The organism is Streptomyces sp. AA4, assembly GCF_000158875.1.
GTDB lineage: Bacteria > Actinomycetota > Actinomycetes > Mycobacteriales > Pseudonocardiaceae > Amycolatopsis.
Genome location: NZ_GG657748.1, coordinates 241,149 through 266,433 on the forward strand (window position 1 = coordinate 241,149; position 25,285 = coordinate 266,433).

Genomic DNA, 25,285 nt, shown 5'->3' on the forward strand with positions numbered 1-25,285 from the left:
CGAACTGATCACCCAGGCAGGTCGCGAATCTCTGAGCATGTCTCCCTGACCAGCAGATTCGGGTGCACATTGCGCCCTTTCGCTCGTATCCCGGCTGGCCCCCGACACGACCTGGCTCGGCGCCCGCACCGTCGCCGGTCACGAGGACGCTCCCGGACGGCGCGGCGGCGCGTAGGCCCTCGGAACCTCAGGCCCCGTCGCTCACGCGCGCTGCGTCAGCGACGGGGGGCCTTGAGTTGACGGCGCACCTCGTTCAGCAAGAGCGGTGCGTCAGGGCTGTGCTCTGCGGTGTCCGCGATCGCGGAGCTGCACCGGGTCAGGGGCGGGCCGGCCTCACCCGGCCGTCCGGATCGGCGAGGGACGGCAGGCCGCCGGCGACGAGGGCGCGGACGGTCTCGGCGAACGGGGCGTGGGCCGGGTCGGCTCCGTCGCAGCGGTCCAGCAGGGCGGTGAAGGTCGCGGCGACCTCGGCCACGACCGCAGCGGGCAGGCCGTCCCCGGCGTCGGCGACGCGGTGCAGCGCGGCGACCCGGGCGTGCGCGGCGATCGCTGCGCGGGTGGCCGCACCCGGGCCGGAGGGCGAGGCGGCGAGGGTTCCGCTGCCGGGCAGTTCGATCTCGGCCGCGTACGCGGCGGCGAGCTTGTCGGCGACGGACTGGCCCGGCCGCAGGTCGTCGTGGACGTAGATCTGGGTGGTGGCGATGCTGCGGTGCCGCAGCAGCCGCCGGACCTTGTCCAGCGGAATGCCCAGCTCGTTGTGCGCACTGGACCCGGCGGAGTGGCGCAGCGCGTGCAAATTCAGCTTGTCGGCGTGGGGGATCCCCGCGCGCCCGGCGAGCCCGCGCAGCGCTTTCGTCGCGCCCTGCTTGTCCCAGCGCCTCCCGGAGCCGGTGGCGAACAGCGGCGCGTCCGGCGTCAGGGCCGGCAGGCCCTGACGGGCGGCACGGCAGTCCAGGTAGGCGTCCAGGGCCAGGGCGACCTGCGGTGGCAGGGCGTCGGAGACCTCGCCCTCGTAGCCTTTCAACCGGTAACGCAGGCGCCGGCGGCCGCCGTTGTAGTGCAGGCCACGCACTCGCGCGGCGAGCGCGCCGCCGCTGCGGACGCCGGTGACCGGCAGAAGCCACACCAGCGCGGCCACCCGCAGGACGAGTTCCAGCTTCGCCGGGTCGTCTCCGGCGTCGTCGACTTCCCACCGCGCCTGGCGCAGGAGCGCGCCGGTCTGGGCGATGGTCAGGTACGGGGTCTCGGACTCGTCGACGGCGGCCGCCGAGGGGCGGTCCGCGTCCGAGACGGGGTCGGCGGTCGCCGTCCCGCCGAGGCGCAGGTACCGGTACCAGCCCCGGACCCCGGCCAGCCGCTGGTTGATCACCGACGCCGATGCCCCGCGGCCGGCGAGCCGCCCGGTCCAGGTGTCCACGTCCGGGGTGCGCGCGCCCAGCGGATCCAGCCCGCCCGCCTGGCAGAAATCCAGCCAGCTCACCAGCGCGCGGCAGTAGGCCTCGCCGGTGGCGGGCGACTTCGCGCAGCGCTTGCCCAGCCACTGCACCGAGAGGCTGCGCGCGGTGTGCTGCTCCCCCGGCCGCGGCATCGGCAGCGTCGCGCGCAGGGCCTGGAGCAGCGGCAGCAGCAGCGCCGGGGGCAGCAGCGGCAGCTCCTGGCCCAGTTCCCGGACCGCCGCGGCCGTGGCCGGGTCCAGCACGGCCCCCTGCCGGTTCCACCCGGCTCCGCCGCGGGGCTCCGGGGCGGAGCCCGCGCGCAGCGCAACCGCCGTCCCCGGCCCCGTGCTCCGGTCGTCGGGATGCGCGGAGGTCATCGGGACCGCGCTCCGTCGGCCGGAGCGCCGCACGGAGCGGGCGCCGGGGCCCGGTGCCGCCGTCCGCACGCCCGGGCGCGTTTCGTCACGGTGACGCCTCGGCGGCCCGCGGGCGTGCCCCGCCGCCCCTCCCCCGGGCCCCTCCGTGCCCCACGCGGCCCGGACGCGCTGGGGCCGCGTGGGGCGGCCGCCGGGTTTCAGATGATCCATAACGCACATTATGGCATACGTCCGACGGTCACTCACAATGTAAAATTGTATTAACTGACTAGGTTGAGTAAAATTTATTCTTGAGGTATCGTCCCTGGTCATGATCGACGAACCGTCCCCGACCAGCGGAAACGCCGCCGCGGCGGGATCCGGGCCCGCGCCGCCGGCCGACGGGCTGCTGGACGGGCCGGGCGTGCCGCCCGAGGAGGCCGGGACCGGACAGTGCGAGGCGTGCGGCCGGGTCCTCCCCCGCGCGGCCGAGGGCGGCGGGCAGCCGCAGCGGTTCTGCCACGCGGAGCACACCCTGTGGCGGGTCCCCGACCGCAAGGGCGGCACCAAGCGGATGCGGTGCCGCGAGGTCGCCGCCGCCTGGCAGGTCGAGGCCGCCACCCGCGGCCGCGCCGACGCGCCCGGCCCGCCGATCGACCTGCACGGCCTCGCCGAGCAGGTCGCCTCCTTCGGGACGAGGGCCGCCGAGGTGCTCGCACCGCTCGGCGCGCTCGCCGGGCAGGCCGACCGGATCCAGGAAGCCCTCGCCGGCGACGTCGCCGCAGCCCGCCGCGAGGTGGAGGCCATGCGCGCCCGGGTCCGGGAGATGGAGGGCCAGGTATCCGTCGCCCAGGCAGCGGCCAGGACCGCGGAACAGGAAGCCCAGAAGGCGCGGGAGCGGGCCGCCGCCGCGACATCGAAAGCCGAGCAGGCCGAACGTATCGCCGCGCAGGCCACCCGCGAGCGCGACCAGGCCCAGGGCCAGCTGGACGCCGAACGGAAACGCCGCGAGACCGCCGAGGAACTGCGCGCCGCCGCCCTCACCGCCAAGGACCTGGCCGAGCAGGAGAACGCCCGCCTCGCCGCCGCGGTCGAGCAGCAGACGCAGCGCCTCGAGGAACTGCAGACCGGGGTCCGCGACACCGCCCGGGCCCACAGCGAGGAGATCGGCCGCCTCCACCAGCAGCACGCCGAGGCCCTCGCCGCCGCGCAGGCCGACCACGACCGGACCCTCGCCGAACGGATCGACCGCGAACGCACGCGCCTCGACCAGGAACTCCAGCGCGCCACGGCCGAACACGCTGCGGAACGGAACCGGCTCACCGCGGAGCTGGACGCCGCCCGCCGCAGCGCGGCAGCCGACGCCCGCGAGCAGGCCGAGACCATCGGCGCGCTCAACCGCGAACTCGGCGCCGCCACGGTCCGGGCCGCCGCCGCCGAGACCGACCGCGAGAACGCGGCCGCCGCCCTCGCCGGCCTCCGCACCGGCCTGGAAGAACTGATCAGCGACATCGCCGTGCCCCGGCCCGAGACCAGCCAGCCGGCCGACGTCGCGGACGGCACGCGTGCCTGGTTCGCCGACCAGCTCGCCCGCCTGCTCGACACCCCATGACCCCGCGCGCCCGCTCCGGAACGCCGCGGCCCTGCGCGCCCGGCTCGGTGGGGTCAAGCGGAAAGCGCGCTTGACCGTCGACGAACTCACGCCGCTGCTGCGGCTGCACGTCGACAGTTCCAGGACCATGACCCGAGACGAGGTCGACCGCACTGTGGGAGATCAGCCGGGAGTCGGTGCGCTCGACCATGCGCCGCCACACGGTGGAGCCGGTGTCCCGCACCGTGAGCGGCCAGGCCGAATACGTCGGCGCCTGCGTGCTCAACGCGCAATCGCCGCGCGCCACGACTGGCCGACGATCCCCGCGACGACGCAAGCGCGGAGCAATGAATAGGACCCGACGCCCCGGAGGCGCACGCGCCGGGCGGAGCCGCTATCCTTCCGGCCCACGGGGCTGTCCTGAGTCCCAGCGACGACGTGCCGCACACCCGATCCCGGCGGCGGCACCGAGCCGAAGCAGCCCCCGGGGCAGCAGGGAATCTCCCGACCCGTGCTGCGTGACGACGAATGTGTCCTCGCCCCAAGCCTGACGTCGGTCGACGCCGGGACGACCGCACGGTCAGGAGCCGCAGTGCCCTCCTCGTCCTCCTCGCGCCATCGCCGCAGCCAGATTCTCGCCCGGCGCGCGTTGACGCTCGAACAGCACGAACGGGCAGCGGTCGACTTCGCCCGCTATGGCGTGCTGCCCTCGACCCGTCCTTCGCTCTACGGCCGGTGCCAGCGGGAACTGGAGCACTACATCCTCGCCAACCTCGGCCGGGGAGACCTCGCGGCTGCGACGGAATGGCCGGACGGAACGGTCTTGGGGATCCGCTCGGTCACGCCCCGACCGGACAGCTTGCTGTTGGACCTGCACCCCGACGCACTGCTGCCCGTGTTGCACAGCCTCCTCCCGCTCACCCGCTACCTCGACGCTGCGGCGCGGGGCCGGGCGATCCACGTCTGGCCCAACGGGACCCGATCGGTGACGACCGGCTGGTTCTACAGCGATCTCGTCGACGAGGTCGCTGGCGTCCCCTGCCTGCGCGCGACACCGACAAAAGCCGGGCTGGCGCTGGCCATGCTCGACGAGGACGCCGAAGCGCCGGGACGGGTCCTGCTGCGGGGCATCACCGCCGAACTGTGGAGCGGCCTCGCAGCCGAACTGCTCGGGACGTACACCGACCGCGACGACCCCGAGTGGCATCACCAGCCCGACCGCATCGCCCCCAACGAACATTGGCATCGGTTCCACACCGGTCAGGAGCTGGCCCGCACCCGCAGCGCCGTCCGCGGCAGCGGAATACTCCGCCGCATCGGCCTGCTGCAGGGCCGCGACGTCCGCGCGATCGCCGTCGACCCCGGCCGCGACCTCGCGACCGGCACGATCTTCGATGCCCCCGGCTGGCCCGCGCGCCGCCCCGGCCAGATCGCCGTCCGCCTCGCTCCCGGCTCCTCAGGCGGACCCGGCCCGCTGCTCTGGCTGCCGACCGCACCCGACGACGGCGCCATGCCCGAGACGATCCCGCTCGAATCCGGCACCGCACGACCGCGACCGTCGAAAGACCAGACAGTCCGCCCGAGGTGAAGAGGACGAAATCCCGGCGGAGGCAATCGAAGCGCCGCACGGCCCGCAGCGGCGGCCAGGTGATCTACAAAGAGATCTGTGGCTGAGTCCCGTCGCTCGAAGAACTCGACCGGACGAGGTCCTTCGGTGACGGCGAGCCGGACCGGGCGTAGCCGCCACGATCGGAATCACCATGGCCGCCGTACCGCCACGCGATATCCACCGGCTCGACCGCGCCGCCGCCCTTTCGGCGGCTTCCCGATCGCCGCGCGAGCCAGCATGTCGGCGTGTATGTGCAGTTCGTTGGTGTTCGTTCGGACCCACAGCACGCGCACGCTGGACAGTCGCCTGACGTGCTGAACGATCGCGTTAGCACGCGTGACTTCTACCCAGCCGGGCAGTCCGAGCGAACGAATCCGCCGTCCGGACTCAACCGATTCGACGAGATCTTGCGCTACGCTCCCGGCGTTTTTGTTGTCTATCAGTAACGTGACGTCGCTGCCGTCGGGGTAGAAACCCAGCGCGTGATGGACCGCTTCCAGCTCGGGCCATTCGGCTCCGCGGCGGTCTTCCGCTGTGGTCCGTCCGCTTCGGCACCATCCCGCGTCGGTGACGAAGCCCCAGGCCGCCTCTCGCGACTCGGTGGCGAACGCCCCGTCTGTGGCGACGGTGAAACCCCCGCCCCTCGCAGGCTCGGGCAGTTCGATGACCCTGGTTCCGGCCCATTGGCGCAGCAGAACCTGGCCGTCCGTCGCCAGGTCGGCAGGAACTCGCCCCCTCCTTCGCTCTCATCCAGGCATACGGCAAGCAGTCGTCGCGGCTGCCGACCAGAGCATCGGCGCATGCGAAAGCCGCTTCGCTCGAACGCTGGAAGCCGCCGCGTTCTGCGCCGCACGTGCGGCACGTGGCCCACCACGTCCACAGTCCAGCCACCGTGGGGATCACCCACTGCTGGACCTCGTGGCGGCCTGTGGCCAACCGGTGCCAGCGACGAAGGTTCTCTCGGAGCACACCCGGTGCGAGCGTCGGCGGCATAAGAACGCCGCTGTAGCGACGAGCCTCAGCCTGCATTTCACGGCTGCTAATGCTGCTCAGGCGGTTCCGCGGCGGCGACCGCGGGGAAGCTGCGGCGCTACCGGCCCGGTCGCGGCTTCTGCGAGGACTCAGAACTTCGCGGGGCCGGCGCTTGTCGGCCCCGCGGTGCAGAAGTAGTCGCGCCCGGTCATCCACAGCGATTGCAGCATGTCCAGGGTCACCACGGGCACGCAGGACATGCTGACCTGGGATCCGAACGCGGCCTTGACGGCTGTGTTGACGGCTTCGAAGGCCATCAGCTGCAGCACGGCCGCGCCGGGACGACCCTCTCCGGGAGCGGCGTACAGGGCGGTGAGGTAGAGGGCTGCTCGCTCGATCGGCACCTGACCGGTCCGCCAGGCGAACCGGTCGACCGCGAGTGTTTCGTCGGGTTTCGGTTCGATCCGGGTGATGACGGCACCGATCGGCCACTTGGCCGCGGGCACCGTGTCGGCGATGAGCTGGCCGAGCTGCCGTTGATCGACTGCGGGCGCGCAGCTCGCGCTGAACATCGTGGGGCAGATGTCCCACCGTTCCCAGAAGCCCGCTGGCACTCTCGCCGTCCCCATGCTCGCAGGCTACGCGCACACCGGCCCTTGCTTTCACAGCCCGAGCAGGGCCGGCCGTTCACCAGCGTTTACCCGCCAGCAGACGAAGGCGGCCGTGACAGAGCGCTCAGCGCTGTTGCCTGGCGGTCCGCCCGGAGCGGATGCTGCGCGTGGCGCCGGTGTGATCGGCGTGGTGCTGCTCGCCGCTGCCGGCGGCCTTGTACTTGCGATCGCGACCGTGCTGGCGGTGCACACCGTCCGGTGCGTACGGCAAGAGCCGGCGGGTGTTCCGGCCGCTTCATCCGCCGGGGCCGGTCCCCGATGTCGGACACGAATCCGGACGGTCCTCGGTCCGACCCGGTGCGGCTGCCCTTCCCGGACTGTTGACGACGATCGCCCTGGGCGGCGGTGTTCTGCTTTGAACCGCCCGGGTGGCGGCGGTGCCGCTGCACGGCGATCGGCGCTAGCTTCGAGTGGGAGACGGTCGGCAGGGAGGCGCGGGGATGCACCCGGACTCGTCGAGGGCGGCGGCACGGTACCCCGATGCCGCTCCGTAGCCGAAGGAACCCGACCTCGCCAGAGTCACGGGACTGGCGGGGAGAGAAAAACGGGGCGCGGCCAATCAAAATGGCATGACGTCAATGGCACTATTAGATGACACCCACTCGGCTGTCATTTCTTGCTCACTTACAAGGTCGAGTCAGATCATTATTTCCTTCCAGCTTGCGGATTGGAGAATTATGATGCGCACACGTACCCGGTTCGCTGCGGCGGCTGTGGTGACCGCCTTGATTCCTGGTGCCGCGCTGGCCGGTACCGGCTCGGCCGCCGCCGCCCCGTCCGATGGATGCAAGTCCTGGGCGGGAAGCAGTCCCACGCACCTGTACACCTATGAGGGAAAGGGAATCGCGGGGTTCTACATGAACGAGCGCCGCAACAGCCCGCTGCACTGGCACGAATGCCTGAAAACCTTCGGCAAGACCATTTCCGGTCGCTTTTCATATCACGACGACATGGGCACGACCAGCGATCACTCCTACTACTATCTGGTGCCGTGGCCATTCGGAAGCAATAAAAACTTCTACCGCCTGCTGACGACCGACAGGCAGGATTTCAGCAACGAGGAGGTCTACGTGCTAGGCGACGAGTTGACCTACACCAAGCCCTAGAACGCCGGGAAGGGACCTACGCCAAGAACCTGCTCGCGGCACCGCTGCGAGCAGGTTCTTCCGAAAAGCGCCGGGCGATGTCAGCGGCGGGGCCGGGGTCGGGTCTGGTGCACCTGCGCCGGCTCGCGCACGGTGTCGGGCAGCAGGCCTTTCAGCAGCTCGCCGGAGTCCATGCCCAGTGCGTGCGCGGCGCCCAGCAGCTGGGGCAACTCGGCGCGGGTGCGCATGCCGCGCTCGAAGGCCGACCACCAGGTGGTCGACACGCCCGCCAGATAGGACGCGTCCTCCTGGGAGAGATCGAGCAGCTCCCGGCGCGCCCGGGCACGCCGGCCAACCTCGGCGGCGGCCCACTGCGCGGTCAAGGCGATCTTCGGCACCCCGCGATGATCGAGCGGCCTGCCGCGAAGAACCAGAGTTGATCACGGCAGCACGATCGTCTAGCCATGGACGTCCAGCAACGAACGTGGTGATCATGTTCACGCGATCCGCGCGTAAATGCTGGTCACAAGCGACACCGAGACAGCGTGGGCGGTCGGGTGAATGTCCTCACATCGATGCCGCCCTGAACCCGTTCGGCCGATTGCCCATCGCCGACCGGCCTACCACGATCGACGGTGCCCACAAAGGGCGAGCTTCCCCCCGGCTCGTCCCGGCGGCCCCTCGGCTGGCACCTCCCCCGGCTGCCGAGGGGCCGCCCCCGGCGCAGCGATGGAGCGGAGGCCCGGCGACGTGACCACGGGACAGGCCGGCGTCGCCGCCACCGCCGAGGACGCCGCCGCCGTCCAGCGCGATCTGCTCGGCGCCCGCCACCGCGTGCGCGCCCTCGCCGACCGGGTCGAGCTGCGCTACGGGGTCACTGCCGTCGAGCCGGGGCTCACGCTGTGGCGGCTGAGCTACCCGCACCCGGTCGAGATAGACATCGACTCGGCCCCCGCCTACCTCTTCACCGCGCCCGACCCCGACGACGGCGGCGAGGCCGAGTGGCTGCTGGACGGACGGACCTACCGCTGCCCGCCCGCGCCCGGCCTGGTGCTCAACCCCCGCGACCAGGCCATCCTGACCCTGCACGCGCCCGCCACCGTGCTGGCCCTGCGCGCTTCCCCGCAGTGGGCGGAACTCGCGCTGCGGCAGCAGCTGCGCGACCCCGCCCTGGACCGCGGCCCGCTGCGGCTCGACCACATCGCAACACCCGCCTGCGCCGCCCTGATCACCGCACAAGCCGCACGCCTCCCGCGATGACCGGCAGCGACGTCCCCGGCCACCGCGCTGACCGGGGAAAACGCATATCGCCCGGTGCATTCGCGGAGCGGATGGCCGCGACACAGGCACGCACCGGCAAGGACCAGGCCGCCATCCTGGCCCTGCGCACCGACTCCGCGCGCGGTCCGATGCGGTCGTCTACTTCGCGGTGTTCGACCTGCTCGCCGCCGACGACGCGGTGGCGTCAGTGCGCGAACGGGAGAAGACGACGTGTTCGTCGGCTGCCGGGTCGAGCACGCACCACCGCTGCAGCCCCAGCGCGGCCGCAGCCTCGGCGGCCTGCTCCAGCCCGGACGGCATGGCCAGCACTCCGGGCTCTCGGCGCGCCATGCAACCGGCCGCGCTGAGCACGACCAGCCACGCCGGCCGCGCCCGCATCCCGGGGGCGCGTACGGCGAACAACCGGCGGGCCGCATCGTCGGCCGAGCAACCGCGGAGCCCGCCGTCGAAGGCGACGAACCGGCTCAGCCCCAGCGGCGCCACCGGCTGATCGGGCCGGTCTGGTCCGAGGCGACGCCACCCCGTTTCCGCAGCCAGCGCCTCGGCCATCCGCCGGCACTGGTCGACCCTCTCCGCGGGCAGCAGGTCGGGGGCGCGCAGCAGGAAGGCGCTGACGTCGCCGCGGCCGCCGCGCAACGCCACCGTCAGCGGCATCCCGGCGTCGCGGGTAGCGCGGGCCACGGCCGCGACCGCCTCGCCCGGATCGTCGAGCGGCACCCGCAACCGGCACCACCACGCCCCGGCCGCGACCGCGGCCGCCTCATAGCCCGCCAGTCCCGCACCGGTCATTTCCCCAGCAGACCCCGTCCTCCCCGCAACCGCACGCATCCGCAGCAACTGGCCCGGAACTGTCCAGGAATCGTCCGGGGACCGCGCTGACCAGCCTCGTCCGGAGGAGTGTGACTGCGGGCATCTTGCGATCAGGCCGCGCCAGGAGCACGATCACAGCAGCACGTGCGGGCCGAGCAGGTCGAGCACCGGCCAGGGCGGCCCGGCCAGCACCTCATCCGACGCGGCTTTCGACAGATCTCGTGGATCGTGATCACGTCGCTGCGGGCCTGCTGATAGGACAGCCCCTGCTGCTCGGCCCGTTTGCGGACGGAGCGGGTCAAGGCTCGTTCGTCGCGTGGCATGGGTTGCTCGCTTCCCGGTGAGGACGCCGACGCCGCCGCCACCGCAGCCGTTTTCACGCCACAGCAAGGCAAAGAGACGCTGAGTCTGAGACATCTTCGCCCGAGGAGCGCACGTTCCCGCGTGGGCGGAACGAGTTCGGACCGGCTGGCGTCCAGCCGCGCACAGCATATCGACCCGCACCGACAATTCCTGGCACCGCGGCTACGTCCCCGCCGGCGCGTCGGGTTTCGCAGCGGCAAGGGCATGGTCGCTGGCGGGAGTGAGGGTGACGACGAAGTGGTATCCGCAGTTTGAGCATCGTGGGAATACGGATTTCGCAAGTGCACTGCCCGCTCCCCAGCAGGGCGGCGGCGTCCCTGACCCGAACGGCGGAGATTCGTCCCGGCGCAACGAGAGGCGCCCTACGGTGTCGGCTATGGCTGCCTCTCCTTCCCAACTCGGGTTGCGCTTCACCGACGCCGAAGCCGCGGCTCTGGCCCGGCTGCACCAGGCGGGGCTGCGGTCACGTCGCTACGACCGGCTGCCTCAGCGGGTGACGAGCGGCCGCTGGGAGTGCCCGTGCACGCTGACCGGCAGCCGCTGCCCGGCGGCCGGTGATCCGCTGGAACGACACTGCGCGGACGGTGAGCAGGCATTGGCCGGGCAGGACCATCCCGACCGCTGGTACCGCAATGGGTGCCTGGTCGCGGTGGTGCACTACCCCTACGGCATGGACCATGACGAGCTGACCACGGCCGCGGCAGCCTGCACGCGGCTCGGACTGAACCTCGACATCGATGCCCGCTGGGCCATCCATGCATGCGACCTGGGGACCTTGGCCGTGGTCATCTCGCACCGCGGCATCGGCTCAATCGCGGACCGCGCCTGACCTCAGCCGACGCTCGCGGCAGCCGATCACGCCGGCGGCTCCTGTCTTCCGGGGTGGGCGTCACCTCCGCCCCGACGCCGCCGAAACGGCAAGAAGTCCCGGCCCACAACGAAACCCGCCTGAAACCGGGCTCACCGACGACGTCGGAGCGGAGCTCCTCGGTCAGCCGGTGATCTGGAGTCCTCTTCGTCGTGCAGCTTTTCCTCGAAGGCTCTGGAAAAGATTGTCCAGATCTTCCCGGCACGCGGCGCAGTCCCCGCCGGTGCAGTAGTGCCCGGCCGGGAACCCGTGTTCGCGTTCCTGGAGCCTGAACCGGTGCACGGCGTCCGCGACGATCTGCTCCCGCGAGGCACCCGTCGCCTCTGCGAGCGCCTCGTCCTGGAACTCGAGCATAGTCGCGAGCCAATGGCACTCCTCTCGCGCAAGACCTCGACCGCCCCGGCATCGCCGTTCCGAAATTGACATAGACCGCGCAATGGAGCACATCGTGCACGGCGCTCCGAGGATGTCGACGAGCAGTCACCCGGCGGGCTCCTGCGGTGGCACACTGGGCAACGGTTCATGCGGCCGCGGGCGGAATGAACCGCGAGGAACCCGGCCTCCGAGAACAGGAAGGGTCGTCGCAGTGCAGAAACAGACCGCGCTGCGGCGGTGGTGGAACGGCCTGCGCCCCCACCACCGCGACGCCGTGTCGGAGCGTCGACCCCGCATGCCTCCTCGTCGACCTCCGGCGAGCACCACGGCGCGGAGTCGGAGGCGTTCACGCGGGTCGCGGCCATGGAGACCGTGATCGTCGCCGAGCACGCAAGTGACAGGCCGCAATGACTGTCACCGAAATCGGTGGCCGAACCCGGGCTGTCAGGCAGCGGAAAGGATCAGGATGACCGCATCGGACGAATCGGACGCCTTGGAGGCGGCCCGCGCCGCCGGCCGCGCTGAGGCCGAGGCGTTCTTCGCCGAACGCGATCGCCTGAGGGCGACGCGCCTCGAGACGCTGCTCGCGCTCTGCCGGGAGGGCGAGGACGCTCGCGTGCGCCTGGCGACGCGCTACGGCAACGACGACGAGAAGCGCTGGGTCGCCACCCCGGACGGACCACAGGTTGACCCGGTCAGTCTGCTGCATGCGTTTCTGGCCAAAGCCTGGGGCAGCAGGAATGGCCCGGAATTGGAGCGGGCGGACGCGCTCGCAGCAGCGCACGTGATCCGTCTCGCGCGCGACGCCGCGCGAAACCTCGAGGCGAACACGATGCGGCAGATCGTGCGGCAGGGGGTGAGCTGGGAAGAGCTCGCCTACGCCCTCGACACCACACCCAAGGAACTCCGGGAGCAACTGCGGCAGCCGGGAGCGGCGCCAGAAACCCCGATCCCGCCCGCCGGGGGACCCGGCCGGGACGGCGGCAACGGATGACCGGTCCGGAGGGCCCGGGACTCCCGAAGCTGGCCCGAGCCGCAAAGTAGGGGTGGAGTGCCTGGCCAGGCGATACTGGCGGGGACGTTCTGAGAGTTCACTGGTGACGGCCGGGGCGACGCGTTTGTCTGTCACGCGTGGTCGTGGTGCGCACGGCTCGGCACCCGCTGGTGCGCGATACCCTGCTTCGACCGCGTCCGCCGGGCCCGCGGCACGGTCGGTCACCCCATCGAGTCGACTCGCCGGTCGACGTCGTTGCGATCCAATAGTTTCGCCCACGACGACACCGGGCATCGCCCAGAAAGGCCGCGGCATCCAGTTGTCCTTGCACGCCAATACCGCCTCCGAGCACTCTCGCCCTCTCGCACGCGCTCCGCGACCTGCGGGACACCGTGCGGCAGCGCGCAAAGCGGTCCTCGCGATCGCGGGAATCGCGATCGCAAGCCTCTCCGCCTGCACCACCGCTTCGGCGCCGGACGCCCCCGCCCGGCCCTCGACCGGACGCTCCCCCGGCCCAACGGCACCGACAGTGCCGATGGTGCAGCATCCTCTCGACCTCGGCCGGTTGAGGCAGGCCCCGTGTGACGCCCTCACCCCCGACCAGGCCGACGGCCTGCTGGGCTCCGGCAGCCGGGGCGTCCCCAGGGTGCAGATCGTCGACGAACCGCTGTGCGGGTGGGACCACCACGGCGTCGTGATCCAGGTTCTGCTGCCGGTCCGGGGCGGCAACGGCATCGCCGACATCGCACACTCGTACGCGGACCGTCGTTCCCTCGACCCGATCCGCGGCTACCCCGCGATCGAATTCGGCAGCAAGGACGACCAGCACCGCAACGGCGAATGCCGGGTCGCCGTCGGCGTCAACGACCACGAGACGATCGACGCGAGCATCGTGATACTGCCCGGGGGCGACAACACAGACCCGTGCAGCGTCGCGCGCGACGTGCTCGACAAAACCATCGGAAACCTCCAGGAACATCCCCGGTGACGGAGATGGCGTGAGTACAGGCGACATGCACCGGGACGTCGTCGGCGAGGTGTCCGGCGCGGTGGTGCAGGCCGGAGCGGTCCACGGCGACGTCCACGTCCATTGCGGAACGAGCGGCCGCCGGTCCCGCGGCAACTGCCCCCGGCGTCAGCGGCGTTTACCAATCGGACGCGGGAATGGGCCGAACTCGACCGTCTGCTGTGCAACCGGCAGCGGCCTCCTTCGTCAGTGCTCAAACCAGTTTCTCGATCGCGAAACGTCCTTGGGCGGCGATCGCGCTCGCGGCCACCGCCCAAGGGGCTGACTCGCGTTCACTTGCCGGGAAGCGCCTCGCGCACCCGGGAGTTCGAACTCGCGAGTCGTGTCTTCGTCGTAGGTTCCGACCGTCACCACCAGCCGATCCTCACAGGCTTCGGCGTAGTAGGTGACGTTGTCGGTGTCGTCCCCGTCAGTCACGAGATGCGCGAGATACTTCGCGATATCGGCCAGCAAAAGTTCGTTCAGCGCGACCTGCTTCATCGGGTGGAAAACTCGTGGCCGAGCGGCCGGTCCGGTCAGATGTCAAGGTAGTTGGCCGCGTCTTCTTGCCGCCGTCTCATTTCCTCTCGCGCGCGCTCGACATCTTCGGACTCGACCCGTTCGTCCGTTTCGGTCGCGACGGAGAGCTGTTCAAGGGAATCGAACACGCTCAATTCGTCCGTGAGTTCGTAGTGATAGAGGACGAGTGCGAACCGCCCGCGCGCGGTTTCGGCGATCCCCACGGTCCAGGAGCCCGGGCCGACGGGATCGAGGGCGTCGCGCGCCGCGTCGCGCGCGCTCTCCGGTTCGACCAGCCAGTGCCCGTGGAACCTCACCGTGCGCGGCCGGGGGTCCTTCACCTGGACGGAGATCAGGGTGTCCCCGCTTGCCATTTTCTGGGTCAATGCGGCGGCGGCGAACTTCGCGATTGTCATCCCGGCGGCCGCGGCGGCCGCCGCGGCGCGTTGCCATGTCGGCAGGTCGCCGGACGCGGCGGGCACCAGCCAGTACACGGGGAACGGGTGGCCGGAAGCAGATGTGTTCGTCATGGCCTGTGCGCCTTTCGTCGACGGGGCCGGACTCGGGAGGGCACGGACGGCTCATTCATCTGCCGTCTCGCTTCATCACGGTAACATATTCTTCGTGTACACGACGAATATGTTACCGTGATGAAGCGAGACGGAAAAGGAGCTTCGCATGAACACGACGGACATCCTTGAGAACGCCTTTCTGCTGACAGCGGACCTCGACGGGCTGCGCGCCGGGCTGGTCGCCGGGCCCGGATTCGCGCAAGGTGCTGGCCGAGCGGGTGCGGACGGGCGCAGCGCTGCTGGACATGGCCAGTCCCGGCTGGCGCGACGACCTGCGGTCCCGCCTCCTCGCCGACGTGCGCGCACTGGACTTCGGGGACCCGGACGACGGGGTGCTGACGGTGCTGTTCGGCAGCCACGAGCGCGGGGTCCGCGAGATTTTCCGAGGCGTGCCGGTAGAAGCGGATCGCGCTGTGCTGTCGGCGGGCTGCGGGTTCGAGGGCTGCCCGATGGAAGTCGTCGGCGACTACGAACAGCAGGTCGTCGCCCTGGCGGAACTGTGGACCTCGATCGCGGGGGCGCGGATCCGGTGAGCTCCGGCGAAGGAAACGCCGGGGCCGGACCGGGCGGAGGCCGGAACCGGACGAGAACAAGGGCTTCCGGTGGGATAGCGCAGTGAGGTCGGAGTTTCAGATGCGCGAAGCGCACGAGATCCCTCCCGAAGCCCTGTCGGCGGAAAGCGCCTGTTACCTGGCGCTCTGGAAGCTGCCGAACGGGCGCGCCGCGGCATTCGGCAGCGGGCGGACGCCGAGCGAAGCGCGACAGGCGTTCCGATCCGGCTCGCGGGCGTAGTGCCTGTGCTGCACACCCCGGAAGCGTTGCGGAGCGCGGCGGCATCCGACGCGGAAGGGGGGGATGACGGACGGCCTGACACGGCGGCGGCGGACAACGAAAGGCGGCCGGGAGCCACGTGCGATGGCGTCCCGGCCGACTCCCGAAAGCTCACATCTGCGACAACGGAACCCGTTCAGGAGCACACCATGTCTACCACGGCACCCCTCATCGACCGCGTGGCCGCGCGGGCGGCGGACCAGGCGTTCTGGCCGGCGCGCAGGCGTCATCCGGACGCGATCGCGCTGCTGGCCGCGGCCCAGGCGACCGCGGCCAGCTTCGGCCCGCCGGTGATCCGGCGCAGCTGGCTCGCGGCTGCCCGCGCCACCAGCCGCTCCCTGGGCACGCGCCCGCCCGCTGCGCCGGAACTGCGGGTGATGGCGTTCACGCTGCAATTGGCGGACCAGGAACTGCGGCGGTCCCCGATCTGGTCGGGAACGCGCGGCGCCGCCCTGGACGAAGTGGCCGACGCACGAGCAGCCTGCGCGGCGGTGCTGAAGTGGACCGCCGTCCGCGCAGCCGGACGAGGAATCGCGGCGGACGCCCCCGCGATCGCGTGGTTGCTGGCGGCGTCCGCGCTGTTCGCGGAGGCCGGTCTCGGGGCCAGCCGCGCGGCGACCACGGCAACGGTGACCGCGCTGGTCGCCGCGTCGTCACCGTGCAAGGGGGCGCGAGCGTGAGCACGCTGCGCAGGATCCACGTCCACACCCGGCCGGGCCCGGTCGTGCTCGGTGTGGTCTCGCTGGTGCCCGGGATGATCCGGGTGGTGACGATCGCCGAGACGGAGACGGCGTCAGTGGTGCTGGAGCCGCTGACGCCGGGGATCGACGAGGGCCTTGCCGACGTCATCGGCCAGGCCGAGACGACCTCCGTGCCCGGACGCGTGAACGTCATCGCCTCGGTGGCCGACGCGCAGGGCGCGCGCGTGCAGACAATCCTGGACGCGCTGTTGTCGCCGGGCGCTCTCGACCAGGATCGGATCGCGCCACTGCGGATCGCCGCGTTCGTGCCCGAGGGTTCGAGCATCGCCGTCGACACCGTGCACGCGTCCGTGCTGTGCACGGGAGCTGGGTTCGACAAGGCGCAGGTGTGCACCATCGGCGGCGAGGTCGGCATCGAGGAGGCACAGCGGCCCGTGGTGACGACCGTGGCGGGTCGAGTGATGGTGGGCGTCGCCGAGCAAGCGCGGCTCACCTCCTTTGCCAGCGACATCGTCGTCCGACAACCCCGACCACGGAACAGGTAAGGGTCCGCAGCCCGTGCGGTCAAGCGCATGGGACAGCGCGCCGGTCGATCTGAGACACGGAGTTCTCGGCCTCCCGGGTCCGGGCGCGGGCGAGCCGCTATCGTCCGCACCCGGACCCCGGCCGCCCAGGGCCCGGCGGCGAGGACGAGGACGAGTATGAGCAGTTCGAACACCGACCGGCCAGACGATCTCCGGATCGCGCTCGCCTTGGTGTGGCAGGCAATCCGGCAGAACGGCGCCGACGTGCCCGACGCCACCGTGGAGGTCGGCGCGAAGCGCACACCGGCCGAAGGCCGCTACGACCCGGCCAGACGCGTGGTGTCCGTCCCGCGCGAAGCGGTGTCGGAAGGAGCCGCCGCAGTGCTCGGGGTTCTGCTGCACCAAGCGGCACACGCGGTCGCGAAGGAACGGCAACTGGACAACACGACCCGCGAAAGCCGGTACCACAGCATGGTTTTCGCGACCCTGGCGCAAGAGCTGGGGTTGGACGTGCAGCAGCACGAACGGCTCGGCTTCTCCGAAACGAGCCCCACGCCGAAAACCCGGGCCAAGTACGAAACCGTCGTCGCCCGCCTCAGCGCCGCGATCGAGCACGCCGACAACGAGCGACAGGCCGAGATGCCCAGCGCCGCGAGGCCCAAGCGTCTGACGATCGCCTGCGGCTGCACCCCGCCCCGCAAGGCGCTCATGTCCCCGTCCGTTCTCGAAGCCGGGCCGGTTTTGTGCGGAGTGTGCCGAAAGCCGTTCGCCGCGGTCGACGGCTGAGCAGCGACACCCGAACGCGAGACCGGCGAATCCGTTTCAACGCAGCACGCTCGCAGCTAGAGCCGAAAGGAAGCCCCGCCCCATCGCCCCGGTGCCAGGCGACGACCCCCGCAGGACCGCCCGCCAGTGGCCGAAATTCCTGTCATTGCATTTCGGATTGCGATAATCGGAACGCGTCGTGCGGATGCGGAATGCTCTATCGTGGGAACGAGGCAGAACGTCGCCTTTCGTAGGGATCGGTCGGCCGGGCTGCGAATCGCTTGCCGGCACACACACGCAGCCCGGTTCCCTCCTCCGGGAGGCCAGACTCCGGTCACACTCGAGGGGAAGGCGGCGCCATGACGACGGTAGCGGCCCCGGCCGTCACGGTCCGGTTCGACGAACACCCCGGCGAGTGGCGCACCGTCTACCACCTGCACAACGTGGACGAGCTGGTCGAGCAGATCGTGACCGGCCCGCCCGCCGACGCGGCGCCGCACGTTCGCGGCCACCGCGAGATCCACCTCGGCGCGCGCCCGTACGACCCGCTGCATCCGGAAATGGCCCCGATGATGCTCGTCGCCGCCGCGCGCGTCGTCGGCGCTGTCTACTATCGCGAAATCGACGCCGCCGGACACCCGATCGGGTACATCGCACGCGGCGACGGCCGCACCGACACCCCCGGACTGCCGTTCAGCGCCCAGGGGGCGCTCCGCTTCAAGGCCCGAAGACGCGATGAGCCGCGACCGGCTCCGCCAGGTCGTCCGGGCCTACCTCACCGACGGCCGCCGACCGGACATCGCCGGCTGGCGCGAATCCGAATGGGTCCAGTAGCACAGCGATGTGTGCTGGCACGACGATGACAGCGCCCTCGCCGACCCGCAGGTGACCCCGATCCACCTGTCTGCTGTTCTCGCCACCGCACCTCCCGTTCTCGGGCCCGCGGTACGCGGCCGATCGGCGCTCTGACGGTTCGGGCTTGCTGCGCGACCAGATTCGCTCTGCCCGGCGTAGGCGGCGAGCTCGATGGCAATGACGGGGCGACGCGCGCAGCCGCCGCTGTTCATGTTGCGTCGCCGGACTCGCCGGACTCGCCGGACTCGCCGGGCGAGCAAGGACAGCCGTCGTCCGTCAGGAGCTATTGGGAGAGCCGCCAGGACCGGGCCCCCTTGGGGGAATTCCAGGCGGTTCTCGCACCGCCCCGCGCTCGCGCGTCCGGCGGGCCAGGCTGTTCGACGCACGCAGGAAGGGCAGGCCGAGGACGGCCGTCGACGTAGCATCAGCTCCCGACGAGAACCGGCCGGGCCCGCCGCAGGCACGCGCGGAGGTCGCCCCGCATCGTCGCCTTCGCGACCGAGCTGGTCGCGGTCGTGCTGGGCGGGCCGCATGGCCAGGGCGATGCCCGTCTCGCCAGTGGCTCGGTCGGCGACACGACGCACCTGAGGCAGTCGTCCGGCGCACGGCAGAGCCGAGGCTTGGAGAGGCGAGCGCGGAGCGGGCCGGAGCCCCGCCCGAGGCGGCGAAGGGATTGACAGTCCGGTCCCGGACCGCCCCGCACTCAACAGATTGAACCATCCCAAAGCGAAAGAGCTCCTGAGAAGGCCAGCCGCCAGGTTAGCACGGAAGCCGCGGAACGGCCGAGAACCCCGCCGGCCGACGCAGGTCGGGCGGCAAGCCCGACAGCAGCCCGCGACCGCATTTCTTTCTCTCCCGAAAATCCGCATTCAATTCGATTGTTTCGACGCATTTTCGTCACGCATAGCAGGAATTCGTTTAGTCTTGTTCATGTGAGGCCGGGGTGACGCCCGGCCGAGCGGAAACAGATTGAATTCATCCAGCTCTATGCGAAAGCGAGTACCTCTGTGCTCAGTTCGACCGATCTTTTCTGCGGCGCCGGTGGCGAAGCGCAAGGCGGTGCGGTGCATCCCTGGCTGAAGACCGTGTACGCGGCGAATCACTGGGAGCAGGCGATCGAGACCCACGCCGCCAATTTCCCGGACACCATCCACACCATCGTCAATATCTCCCAGGTCAATCCTCGCTTTTTCGCCACCACGGATCTGCTCTGGGCCTCGCCGGAGTGCACGAACCACTCGGGCGCCAAGGGCGTGAAACGGTCGTTGCAGCAGGACATGCTGCAGCCGGACATGTTCGGCGAGACGCTGCCGATCGAGGCCGCCGAACGGTCGAGGGCGACGATGTGGGACGTCGTCCGGTTCACGGAATTCCACAAATACAAAGCGGTCATCGTCGAAAACGTCGTCGAGGCCGTCCACTGGGTGATGTGGAAGGCGTGGATCTCCGCGATGCACGCCATGGGCTACAAGCACCACGTCGTCTACGCCAACAGCATGCACTTCCCGGGCGTGGTGACCGGCCGCGCGCCGCAGTCGCGGGACCGGATCTACGTCGTGTTCTGGCTCGCCGGGAACAACGCTCCGGACTTGCAGTTGCGCCCGCAGTCGTACTGCGGCTCGTGCGACGAGGTCGTGGAGGGCGTGCAGACCTTCAAGCCGCGCACGAAGGCGTGGCCGGAGGAGCGGTGGGGACGCTTCGGCAAGCAGTACTACTACCGCTGCCCCAAACGGTCCTGCCGCGGCGTCGAGGTGGCCCCGCTGGTCTCCCCCGCCGCGGCCGCGATCGACTGGTCGATGCCCGGCCAGCGCATCGGGGACCGGGACAAGCCCCTCAAGCCCGCGACCATGGCCCGCATCCGGCTCGGCCTCGACAGGTTCGCCGTGGACCAGCTCGTCCCCGCCGGGGGCACCTGGAACAACGACCCGATGCCGGTCACCGACCCGATGCGGACCCGAACCACCCGCGACACCGAGGGCCTGCTCGGCATGCCCGACGGCGCGATGCTCGTCCCGACCGAAGGGCGCGACGGCAAGCAGGCGGCGCCGGTGGGCTGGCCGATGCGCACGATGACCACCCGCGCCGAGACCGCGCTGCTGGTGCCCTACTACGGCACCGCCACCAGCGCGACCCCGGCCAGCCAGCCGGTCGGCACTCTCACCACCCGCGACCGCTACGGCATCGCGTTCGTGGCCACCCTGCGCGGCGGCGGCAGCAAGCGCGAGGTCCGGCCCGTCGACCACCCGCTCGCGGCGTTCTGCGCCAACGGCTTCCACCACATGCTGGTCCGCCACAACGGAACCCGAGGCGCCCGCGACGGCCAGATGTGCTCGCCGGTCTCCGAACCGGCCCGCACGCTGACCACCGGCGGCCACCAGAGCATCGTCGGACACGAGATGCGTTCGAGGGTCGCCGTCGAGGACTGCACCTTCCGGATGCTCGAACCGCACGAGATCCAAGCCGCCATGGCGTTCCGCGAGGACTACGAGATGACCGGCAGCCGCCGCGCCAAGGCCAAACAGCTCGGGAATGCGGTCACTCCCCCCGCTGCCGAGTGGCTCTACGGCCGTGTCGGCGAATCCCTGGGCTACCCGGTGTACGACCTCGCCGCGTAACCCGCCTCCCCGGGGGCGGCCGGAAACCCCGGCCGCCCCCGACTTCCTTTCCGTCCCCGAAAAAATGCACACGAACAATTCCAGGGTGACGGAAAACCCCCTATGCGGCACCAGCTTCGCGTAAGTTTTATAGGTGTCGGAGCGAACGGGAGTGACACCCCGGAAATCTCCGGCGACAGATTGAACAATCCAGCAGAAAGGCCCTTTGCGATGACCGTGCTCGACTTCGTCTCGTCCACGATGGACGAGCGTCCCGACCCCGCAGACGCCGCGGTGGTGCCCGGCAGCGTTCCCGTGACCCTGCTCGGCCTCAGCGGGGTCCAGAACGACACGGACGGGCACGGCGCCGAATCCCCGGGCGACTCGGTGATCCGCGATGTCCGGTTCGCGCGCCGGAGCACCACCATGCTGCAGTTCGGCGTGGTCACCCACCCCGAACTGGAGGCTTCCCTCGGGACCGGGCTCGTCGTGCTCAGCCCCGGCGACCGCGAAACCCTGATCGCGAATCTGCTCGGGCACCGCGAGTCCTGTGCGGACAAGGTGGCCGAGGGCGTGCGCCGCTATCTGCCCAAGGGACCGTTGACCGGCGCGGAAGTCGCGCTCGCGCGATACCTGGACATGCAGGAGCAGCCGCAGCACCGGGCCGCCGCGATCTACGCGGCCGGGCTGGTCTCCGGCCAGGTCGAGCCCGTTGCCGATTCGCTCCCCCACGAGCCGCTCGCCGCCGCGCTCGGCTGCCCCGCCGAATTCACCGTCGAACTGAGCACCGACCAAGGCTGGGAACGCCCCTTCGGTCCGCTAGCCGTCCGGTCTGGCGCGCAGGCCACCATCGGCCACCGGGCGTGGCGGCTGGGCATCGGCCTCGTGCACGGCCTGGCCGACGGTTTGATCTACGACCCGACGGCCGGAGCGACCTTCGGCGAGAAGCGCACCCCGAGCGAGCCCGTGCGAATGCCCGAGCAGCTGTTCGCCGACACCGGGACGACGGTGTCCGCGTTCGCTCGCGCCTACCGCGGCGACGTCCTGGCCGCAGCCGCCGCGTTCGTGCGCGCCACCCGCGCGCGCGGACGCGTCTTCCTCGCGAACTGCTAGCCCGACGGGGCCGGGCTCCCTCTCCGGAGCCCGGCCCGCGCCGGGCCGCGCTCGCCGTCGTCGCCCCGGCGGGACACCGCAGGCAGCCGCGACGCACACGGCCGGAATGCCATGCCTCGCCCACGCGAGCAGCCTCCCCCGCCCCGCCGTCACACCCTGTTGGCCGAAGGAGATCCGTTCCATGCCCCAGCTCTCCCTGCTCGACCCCGTCCGGCGCACGATCACGCCCGCCGACGAGCCGGACCTGTCCGACTACGACCTGATCCTGATCGGGATGTCCGGCAAGGACGCCCACGCCGCGCTCGACGTCACCCTCGCCCGGGCCCGCGCCGCCGGTGTCGGCGACCGCGTGTGGACCGTGCACGCCGACCTCGGACTGATGGAAGCCCCCGGCGCGTTTTTCGAGGGCCGTTACTACCCGAGCAACCGGGAACTCGTCGCTCAGCAGGCCGCCGCCTACGGACTGCGTCCTGACCGGCACATCGAGACCCGCCGCACCGTCCGCGACGGCGAGACCTGGCGGGACCAAACCCTCCTCGAAATGGTCGCGATGACCGGGAAGTTCCCCGACGCCGCCCGCCGCTGGTGCACCAGCGACCTGAAGACCTCCAAGATCTCCGCCGCGCTCACCCCGCTGGTCCGCGCCCTGCGCGGCAGCCTCGACCGCCCGGTGCGCATCCTCAACGTCCTCGGCATCCGTGCCGAGGAAAGCCCCCGGCGCGCGGGCAGGCCGACCTACCGGTGCACCGCCTCCAACGGCCAGCGCCACGTCGACGAGCACCTCCCGGTGCACGACTACAGCACCGCGCAGGTGTGGCGGACGATCCTCGACAGCGGCGTGCCCTACCACTGGTGGTACGACAGCGCGCCCGGCCGCGGCGACCGGGCCGGAGCCCGCCGCCTGTCCTGCTCCCTGTGTGTGCTGGGCAGCCGCCGCGAATGCGTCCTCGCCGCCCGCCGACGACCGCGACTGGCTGCCCTCTACCACGAAGTCGAGCAACGCACCGGCCACCGGTTCAAACTCGAGCTGCCGATGTCGCGGGTGCTGGAACTCGCGGCCGCGCCCGGCGGCCCGGAACCGGGCGTCGTCCTCGACGAACAAAACCCCGAGTTCGACGCGCTCGCCGCCCGCGTCCGCACCCGCCTCGACCGGCCAGGACGCCGCCCGGGCAGCACCTCCCACACCGCAGACCCGGCCAGTCTGTCCTGCACCGGATGCGGCTGACCCCGCCGCTGGCATGCCCCGTGGCCACGGGCCGGGCTCCGCACCCCCGAGCACAGCCCGTGACCACGGTTTCCTCACCCGGAAATCCCGGACGCACCGAAAACCCGGCGAAAACGCACACAGAAAAAATTGGGAACCGATTCGATCTCCGGGACAATTCCGCAAGCTATAGATTAGGTGGCGTAAGCCGGTCGGGAACCGGCATCTCGAAATACGCGGCGGGAGAGAATAGCGTGAATGAGAAATCGTTGTGGGCACACGGCGATGTTCACTGGTGGGGGCCGATCGAGTGTGACGACCTGTTTCTCAAGTTCGAGACATCCGCCCACTTGAACGACGGAATCCCCGACGCCACACCGGACGAGGTCGTGGCCCATATCAATGAGTGCGATACATGCCGAGATCTGGATATGCGCGTGTCACTCGACAGCGACGGCCTTCACACGGTCGAGAACGTGGCCTAGGCGCCTCTGTGGCGCGCGGGAAGCCCGCGCGTTCGCCATGGCAGCTAGACCAACGCGGACGAAAGGAAAGCTATGCCAGCAACTATCAAGTTTCGCGCGAAACCCGAGACGCTGTACAACGTTGACGGGACGTGTGACTACACGCGCATCAAGGTGCCCGAAATCGGCATTCGGCATTGCGCGATGTCCGAGTTCCGAAGCCATGCAACATTGCGCGGACTCGCGAACAGCGACCTTTTCCCGCGTGCCCTCAGAGGTGTCCTGAAGCAAATGGGCATCGCGGTCGGCGGATACATTCGGCTGGACCAGCTGCCCGACGGCGTGACCGTTGACGCATCGGGGTTCCTCGCGGCCGTGACCATCACGGTTGCCGACGACGCTACGTACCGGAGCAAAACGAGATAGTCGCAAGCCGCTTTGGCGCAGGCGCGGGAAATCCGCGCGTGCGCCATCGCTGCGGCTTTCACACGCACCAACCGACCGCAGCGAACTCGATCCCCGCGATCGCCAGCTCGGCGCCGCGATAACGCACTCGGCCTGACTCCGCTGCAGGACCGACCGCAGTGGCTGCTCACGCACTACTCCGGCGGCCCCCGCGGAGCCCGACCCCACACACGGCCGCCGGAGCGGCCCGTCCCGCAGCACCGGACGCACCGACCACAGAAGGAGAAACAATGGGAGACACCGCCAACGCCGTCCGCGCCGAGGGCGACGACATCGGAACATCGCAGACCATCACCCCCGACGAAGTCCTGCAGCGGCTCTACGCCGCAGCAGACGGCCGCCACCTGCCGTGGCTCGACGAACTCGCAATCGCGGCAGGACTGAGGGACCGGTGCTGGAAATGCGGAGCCATGGTCGGCATCGACGAGCGATGCGACCAGTGCGGTGCCGTGGCCAAGGAACCTGCGGTCGCCGCGGTGCTGGCCTCCCTTCCCGGCCCTGCCGCCACGCGGCTCGCCGACCAGGGCTACCGCTATCTGATCGCGCGCACAGCAGACGGGGCGGGGATCTACCTGATCCGGGACGACAACGGCGAGATCGCGGACTTCACCGCAGCCATCCACGAAGAATGCGTCCAGGAAGGCACGGCGGCCGGGCTCAATCCCGTCTACCACGTCCACGCGTGCTGCAACCTGGTCTCCGCTGAGGAAGTGCACTGGCACCCGGTTCCCCTCCCGCCCGCGCACACTTCGCCCGCATTCGTCGTGGCACAAGACGATCCGATCCCGTTCGCCGTCGACGAAGCCGCCTTGACGCAGTGGGTCAGCCGCCCTGAGGACTGGGAGGGCAGGCTTCCCGACCGCGCGGCCGAAGCACCTGGCGACGACCTATCGGTGCTTGTCTGCGACGCTCTCGCCCAGCACGTGCTGACCGGTGACCCCCGCATCGACCTGCAGGTCATCGGCGATGACGACAGCGACAGCGCCGGATACCGCGTGGTCCTGCACAACAAGCACGGCGACCAGCGCCTGGTCGGGATCACCTCCGGATGGTCCGAACTGGACTTCCCCGCCGACGAGAACACGGCGCTCGCTGAGGCGGCCCGTTTCCACGTCGACCAGGTGTGCACGGCCGCCAACTCTGTCCTCGCCGAACTGGAGACGAGTCCTGCCCCCGCCGACTCGCTGCAGCACTGACCTCGCTTCGGAGTTGCCGCACGCCGCCGCAAATAGACCGGCGACACGGGACAGCGAATTTCGGG

Annotated in this window: 25 protein-coding genes; 18 read left to right on the top strand and 7 right to left on the bottom strand. The window is 70.5% G+C overall.

The window, feature by feature from the left end; translation table 11 throughout:
* Nucleotides 1–316: 316 nt before the first annotated feature.
* Nucleotides 317–1,813, bottom strand: coding sequence for a tyrosine-type recombinase/integrase (locus tag SSMG_RS41455; RefSeq protein WP_009086420.1), 1,497 nt, complete (start codon nucleotides 1,811–1,813; stop codon nucleotides 317–319).
* A gap of 310 nt (nucleotides 1,814–2,123) precedes the next feature.
* On the opposite strand from SSMG_RS41455, the gene SSMG_RS41460 reads away from it, so the two are divergent.
* On the top strand, nucleotides 2,124–3,404 hold the full coding sequence (locus SSMG_RS41460) for a hypothetical protein (protein ID WP_009086422.1): 1,281 nt from the start codon (nucleotides 2,124–2,126) through the stop codon (nucleotides 3,402–3,404).
* A 571-nt stretch (nucleotides 3,405–3,975) separates the two neighbouring features.
* The gene (locus SSMG_RS41465; protein WP_037719285.1) at nucleotides 3,976–4,971 is read left to right on the top strand and encodes a hypothetical protein; all 996 of its coding nucleotides are present in this window, start codon (nucleotides 3,976–3,978) and stop codon (nucleotides 4,969–4,971) included.
* A gap of 1,142 nt (nucleotides 4,972–6,113) precedes the next feature.
* Here SSMG_RS41465 and SSMG_RS41470 read toward each other — a convergent pair.
* The gene (locus SSMG_RS41470) at nucleotides 6,114–6,593 is read right to left on the bottom strand and encodes a hypothetical protein (RefSeq protein ID WP_009086426.1); all 480 of its coding nucleotides are present in this window, start codon (nucleotides 6,591–6,593) and stop codon (nucleotides 6,114–6,116) included.
* A 722-nt stretch (nucleotides 6,594–7,315) separates the two neighbouring features.
* On the opposite strand from SSMG_RS41470, the gene SSMG_RS41475 reads away from it, so the two are divergent.
* Nucleotides 7,316–7,741, top strand: a complete 426-nt coding sequence (locus SSMG_RS41475) for a hypothetical protein (RefSeq protein WP_158688168.1) — start codon at nucleotides 7,316–7,318, stop codon at nucleotides 7,739–7,741.
* 80 nt (nucleotides 7,742–7,821) lie between these two features.
* Here SSMG_RS41475 and SSMG_RS41480 read toward each other — a convergent pair whose 3' ends face one another.
* Complete coding sequence (locus SSMG_RS41480) at nucleotides 7,822–8,118, bottom strand: helix-turn-helix domain-containing protein (RefSeq protein WP_009086430.1); 297 nt, start codon at nucleotides 8,116–8,118, stop codon at nucleotides 7,822–7,824.
* A 352-nt stretch (nucleotides 8,119–8,470) separates the two neighbouring features.
* On the opposite strand from SSMG_RS41480, the gene SSMG_RS41485 reads away from it, so the two are divergent.
* Nucleotides 8,471–8,980, top strand: coding sequence for a hypothetical protein (locus SSMG_RS41485; RefSeq protein ID WP_037719290.1), 510 nt, complete (start codon nucleotides 8,471–8,473; stop codon nucleotides 8,978–8,980).
* Nucleotides 8,981–9,139: 159 nt separating this feature from the next.
* On the opposite strand, the gene SSMG_RS41490 is transcribed toward SSMG_RS41485, so the two are convergent.
* Nucleotides 9,140–9,790: a hypothetical protein gene (locus tag SSMG_RS41490; RefSeq protein WP_037719293.1), complete on the bottom strand. Its 651-nt coding sequence runs from the start codon at nucleotides 9,788–9,790 to the stop codon at nucleotides 9,140–9,142.
* A 760-nt stretch (nucleotides 9,791–10,550) separates the two neighbouring features.
* Here SSMG_RS41490 and SSMG_RS41495 point away from each other — a divergent pair.
* Nucleotides 10,551–11,003 carry a hypothetical protein gene (locus SSMG_RS41495; RefSeq protein ID WP_037719295.1) on the top strand — a complete coding sequence of 151 codons (453 nt, stop codon included), beginning with the start codon at nucleotides 10,551–10,553 and terminating at the stop codon, nucleotides 11,001–11,003.
* A 162-nt stretch (nucleotides 11,004–11,165) separates the two neighbouring features.
* Here the strand turns inward: SSMG_RS41495 and SSMG_RS41500 are convergent, their stop codons facing one another.
* Nucleotides 11,166–11,396 (bottom strand): hypothetical protein, encoded by a 231-nt coding sequence (locus tag SSMG_RS41500; protein WP_009086436.1) that lies wholly within the window; start codon nucleotides 11,394–11,396, stop codon nucleotides 11,166–11,168.
* 487 nt (nucleotides 11,397–11,883) lie between these two features.
* Here SSMG_RS41500 and SSMG_RS41505 point away from each other — a divergent pair, with 487 nt between their 5' ends.
* Together SSMG_RS41505 and SSMG_RS44200 are read left to right on the top strand one after the other, a co-directional pair.
* Complete coding sequence (locus tag SSMG_RS41505; protein WP_037719297.1) at nucleotides 11,884–12,411, top strand: hypothetical protein; 528 nt, start codon at nucleotides 11,884–11,886, stop codon at nucleotides 12,409–12,411.
* A 103-nt stretch (nucleotides 12,412–12,514) separates the two neighbouring features.
* On the top strand, nucleotides 12,515–13,399 hold the full coding sequence (locus SSMG_RS44200) for a DUF3558 domain-containing protein (RefSeq protein ID WP_234392923.1): 885 nt from the start codon (nucleotides 12,515–12,517) through the stop codon (nucleotides 13,397–13,399).
* A gap of 225 nt (nucleotides 13,400–13,624) precedes the next feature.
* On the opposite strand, the gene SSMG_RS41515 is transcribed toward SSMG_RS44200, so the two are convergent.
* Both SSMG_RS41515 and SSMG_RS41520 read right to left on the bottom strand, forming a co-directional pair.
* Nucleotides 13,625–13,918 carry a hypothetical protein gene (locus tag SSMG_RS41515; RefSeq protein WP_009086442.1) on the bottom strand — a complete coding sequence of 98 codons (294 nt, stop codon included), beginning with the start codon at nucleotides 13,916–13,918 and terminating at the stop codon, nucleotides 13,625–13,627.
* A gap of 35 nt (nucleotides 13,919–13,953) precedes the next feature.
* Nucleotides 13,954–14,466, bottom strand: a complete 513-nt coding sequence (locus SSMG_RS41520) for a hypothetical protein (RefSeq protein ID WP_009086444.1) — start codon at nucleotides 14,464–14,466, stop codon at nucleotides 13,954–13,956.
* 260 nt (nucleotides 14,467–14,726) lie between these two features.
* On the opposite strand from SSMG_RS41520, the gene SSMG_RS41525 reads away from it, so the two are divergent.
* The 11 genes from SSMG_RS41525 (at nucleotide 14,727) to SSMG_RS41575 (ending at nucleotide 25,220) form a co-directional block, all read left to right on the top strand.
* The gene (locus tag SSMG_RS41525; RefSeq protein ID WP_158688170.1) at nucleotides 14,727–15,041 is read left to right on the top strand and encodes a hypothetical protein; all 315 of its coding nucleotides are present in this window, start codon (nucleotides 14,727–14,729) and stop codon (nucleotides 15,039–15,041) included.
* Nucleotides 15,042–15,488: 447 nt separating this feature from the next.
* On the top strand, nucleotides 15,489–16,019 hold the full coding sequence (locus SSMG_RS41530) for a hypothetical protein (RefSeq protein ID WP_037719305.1): 531 nt from the start codon (nucleotides 15,489–15,491) through the stop codon (nucleotides 16,017–16,019).
* The gene (locus SSMG_RS41535) at nucleotides 16,016–16,585 is read left to right on the top strand and encodes a hypothetical protein (RefSeq protein ID WP_037719308.1); all 570 of its coding nucleotides are present in this window, start codon (nucleotides 16,016–16,018) and stop codon (nucleotides 16,583–16,585) included. Before SSMG_RS41530 ends, SSMG_RS41535 begins: the two co-directional genes overlap by 4 nt.
* Before the next feature lie 156 nt (nucleotides 16,586–16,741).
* Nucleotides 16,742–17,350 carry a hypothetical protein gene (locus tag SSMG_RS41540; RefSeq protein WP_009086453.1) on the top strand — a complete coding sequence of 203 codons (609 nt, stop codon included), beginning with the start codon at nucleotides 16,742–16,744 and terminating at the stop codon, nucleotides 17,348–17,350.
* A gap of 338 nt (nucleotides 17,351–17,688) precedes the next feature.
* Entirely contained in the window at nucleotides 17,689–18,192 is a 504-nt protein-coding gene (locus tag SSMG_RS41545) for a hypothetical protein (protein WP_009086455.1), read from the top strand.
* 999 nt (nucleotides 18,193–19,191) lie between these two features.
* The gene (locus SSMG_RS41550) at nucleotides 19,192–20,799 is read left to right on the top strand and encodes a DNA cytosine methyltransferase (RefSeq protein WP_037719310.1); all 1,608 of its coding nucleotides are present in this window, start codon (nucleotides 19,192–19,194) and stop codon (nucleotides 20,797–20,799) included.
* A gap of 210 nt (nucleotides 20,800–21,009) precedes the next feature.
* The gene (locus SSMG_RS41555) at nucleotides 21,010–21,891 is read left to right on the top strand and encodes a hypothetical protein (RefSeq protein WP_037719312.1); all 882 of its coding nucleotides are present in this window, start codon (nucleotides 21,010–21,012) and stop codon (nucleotides 21,889–21,891) included.
* A gap of 181 nt (nucleotides 21,892–22,072) precedes the next feature.
* Nucleotides 22,073–23,116, top strand: coding sequence for a hypothetical protein (locus tag SSMG_RS41560; RefSeq protein WP_100267209.1), 1,044 nt, complete (start codon nucleotides 22,073–22,075; stop codon nucleotides 23,114–23,116).
* A gap of 59 nt (nucleotides 23,117–23,175) precedes the next feature.
* A complete protein-coding gene (locus SSMG_RS45875) occupies nucleotides 23,176–23,580 on the top strand; it encodes a hypothetical protein (protein WP_158688171.1) in 405 nt (134 codons plus the stop codon).
* Between the two features lie 72 nt (nucleotides 23,581–23,652).
* Nucleotides 23,653–23,985: a hypothetical protein gene (locus SSMG_RS41570; protein ID WP_009086462.1), complete on the top strand. Its 333-nt coding sequence runs from the start codon at nucleotides 23,653–23,655 to the stop codon at nucleotides 23,983–23,985.
* Between the two features lie 269 nt (nucleotides 23,986–24,254).
* Nucleotides 24,255–25,220 (top strand): hypothetical protein, encoded by a 966-nt coding sequence (locus SSMG_RS41575; RefSeq protein ID WP_037719316.1) that lies wholly within the window; start codon nucleotides 24,255–24,257, stop codon nucleotides 25,218–25,220.
* The last annotated feature ends 65 nt before the right edge of the window (nucleotides 25,221–25,285 follow it).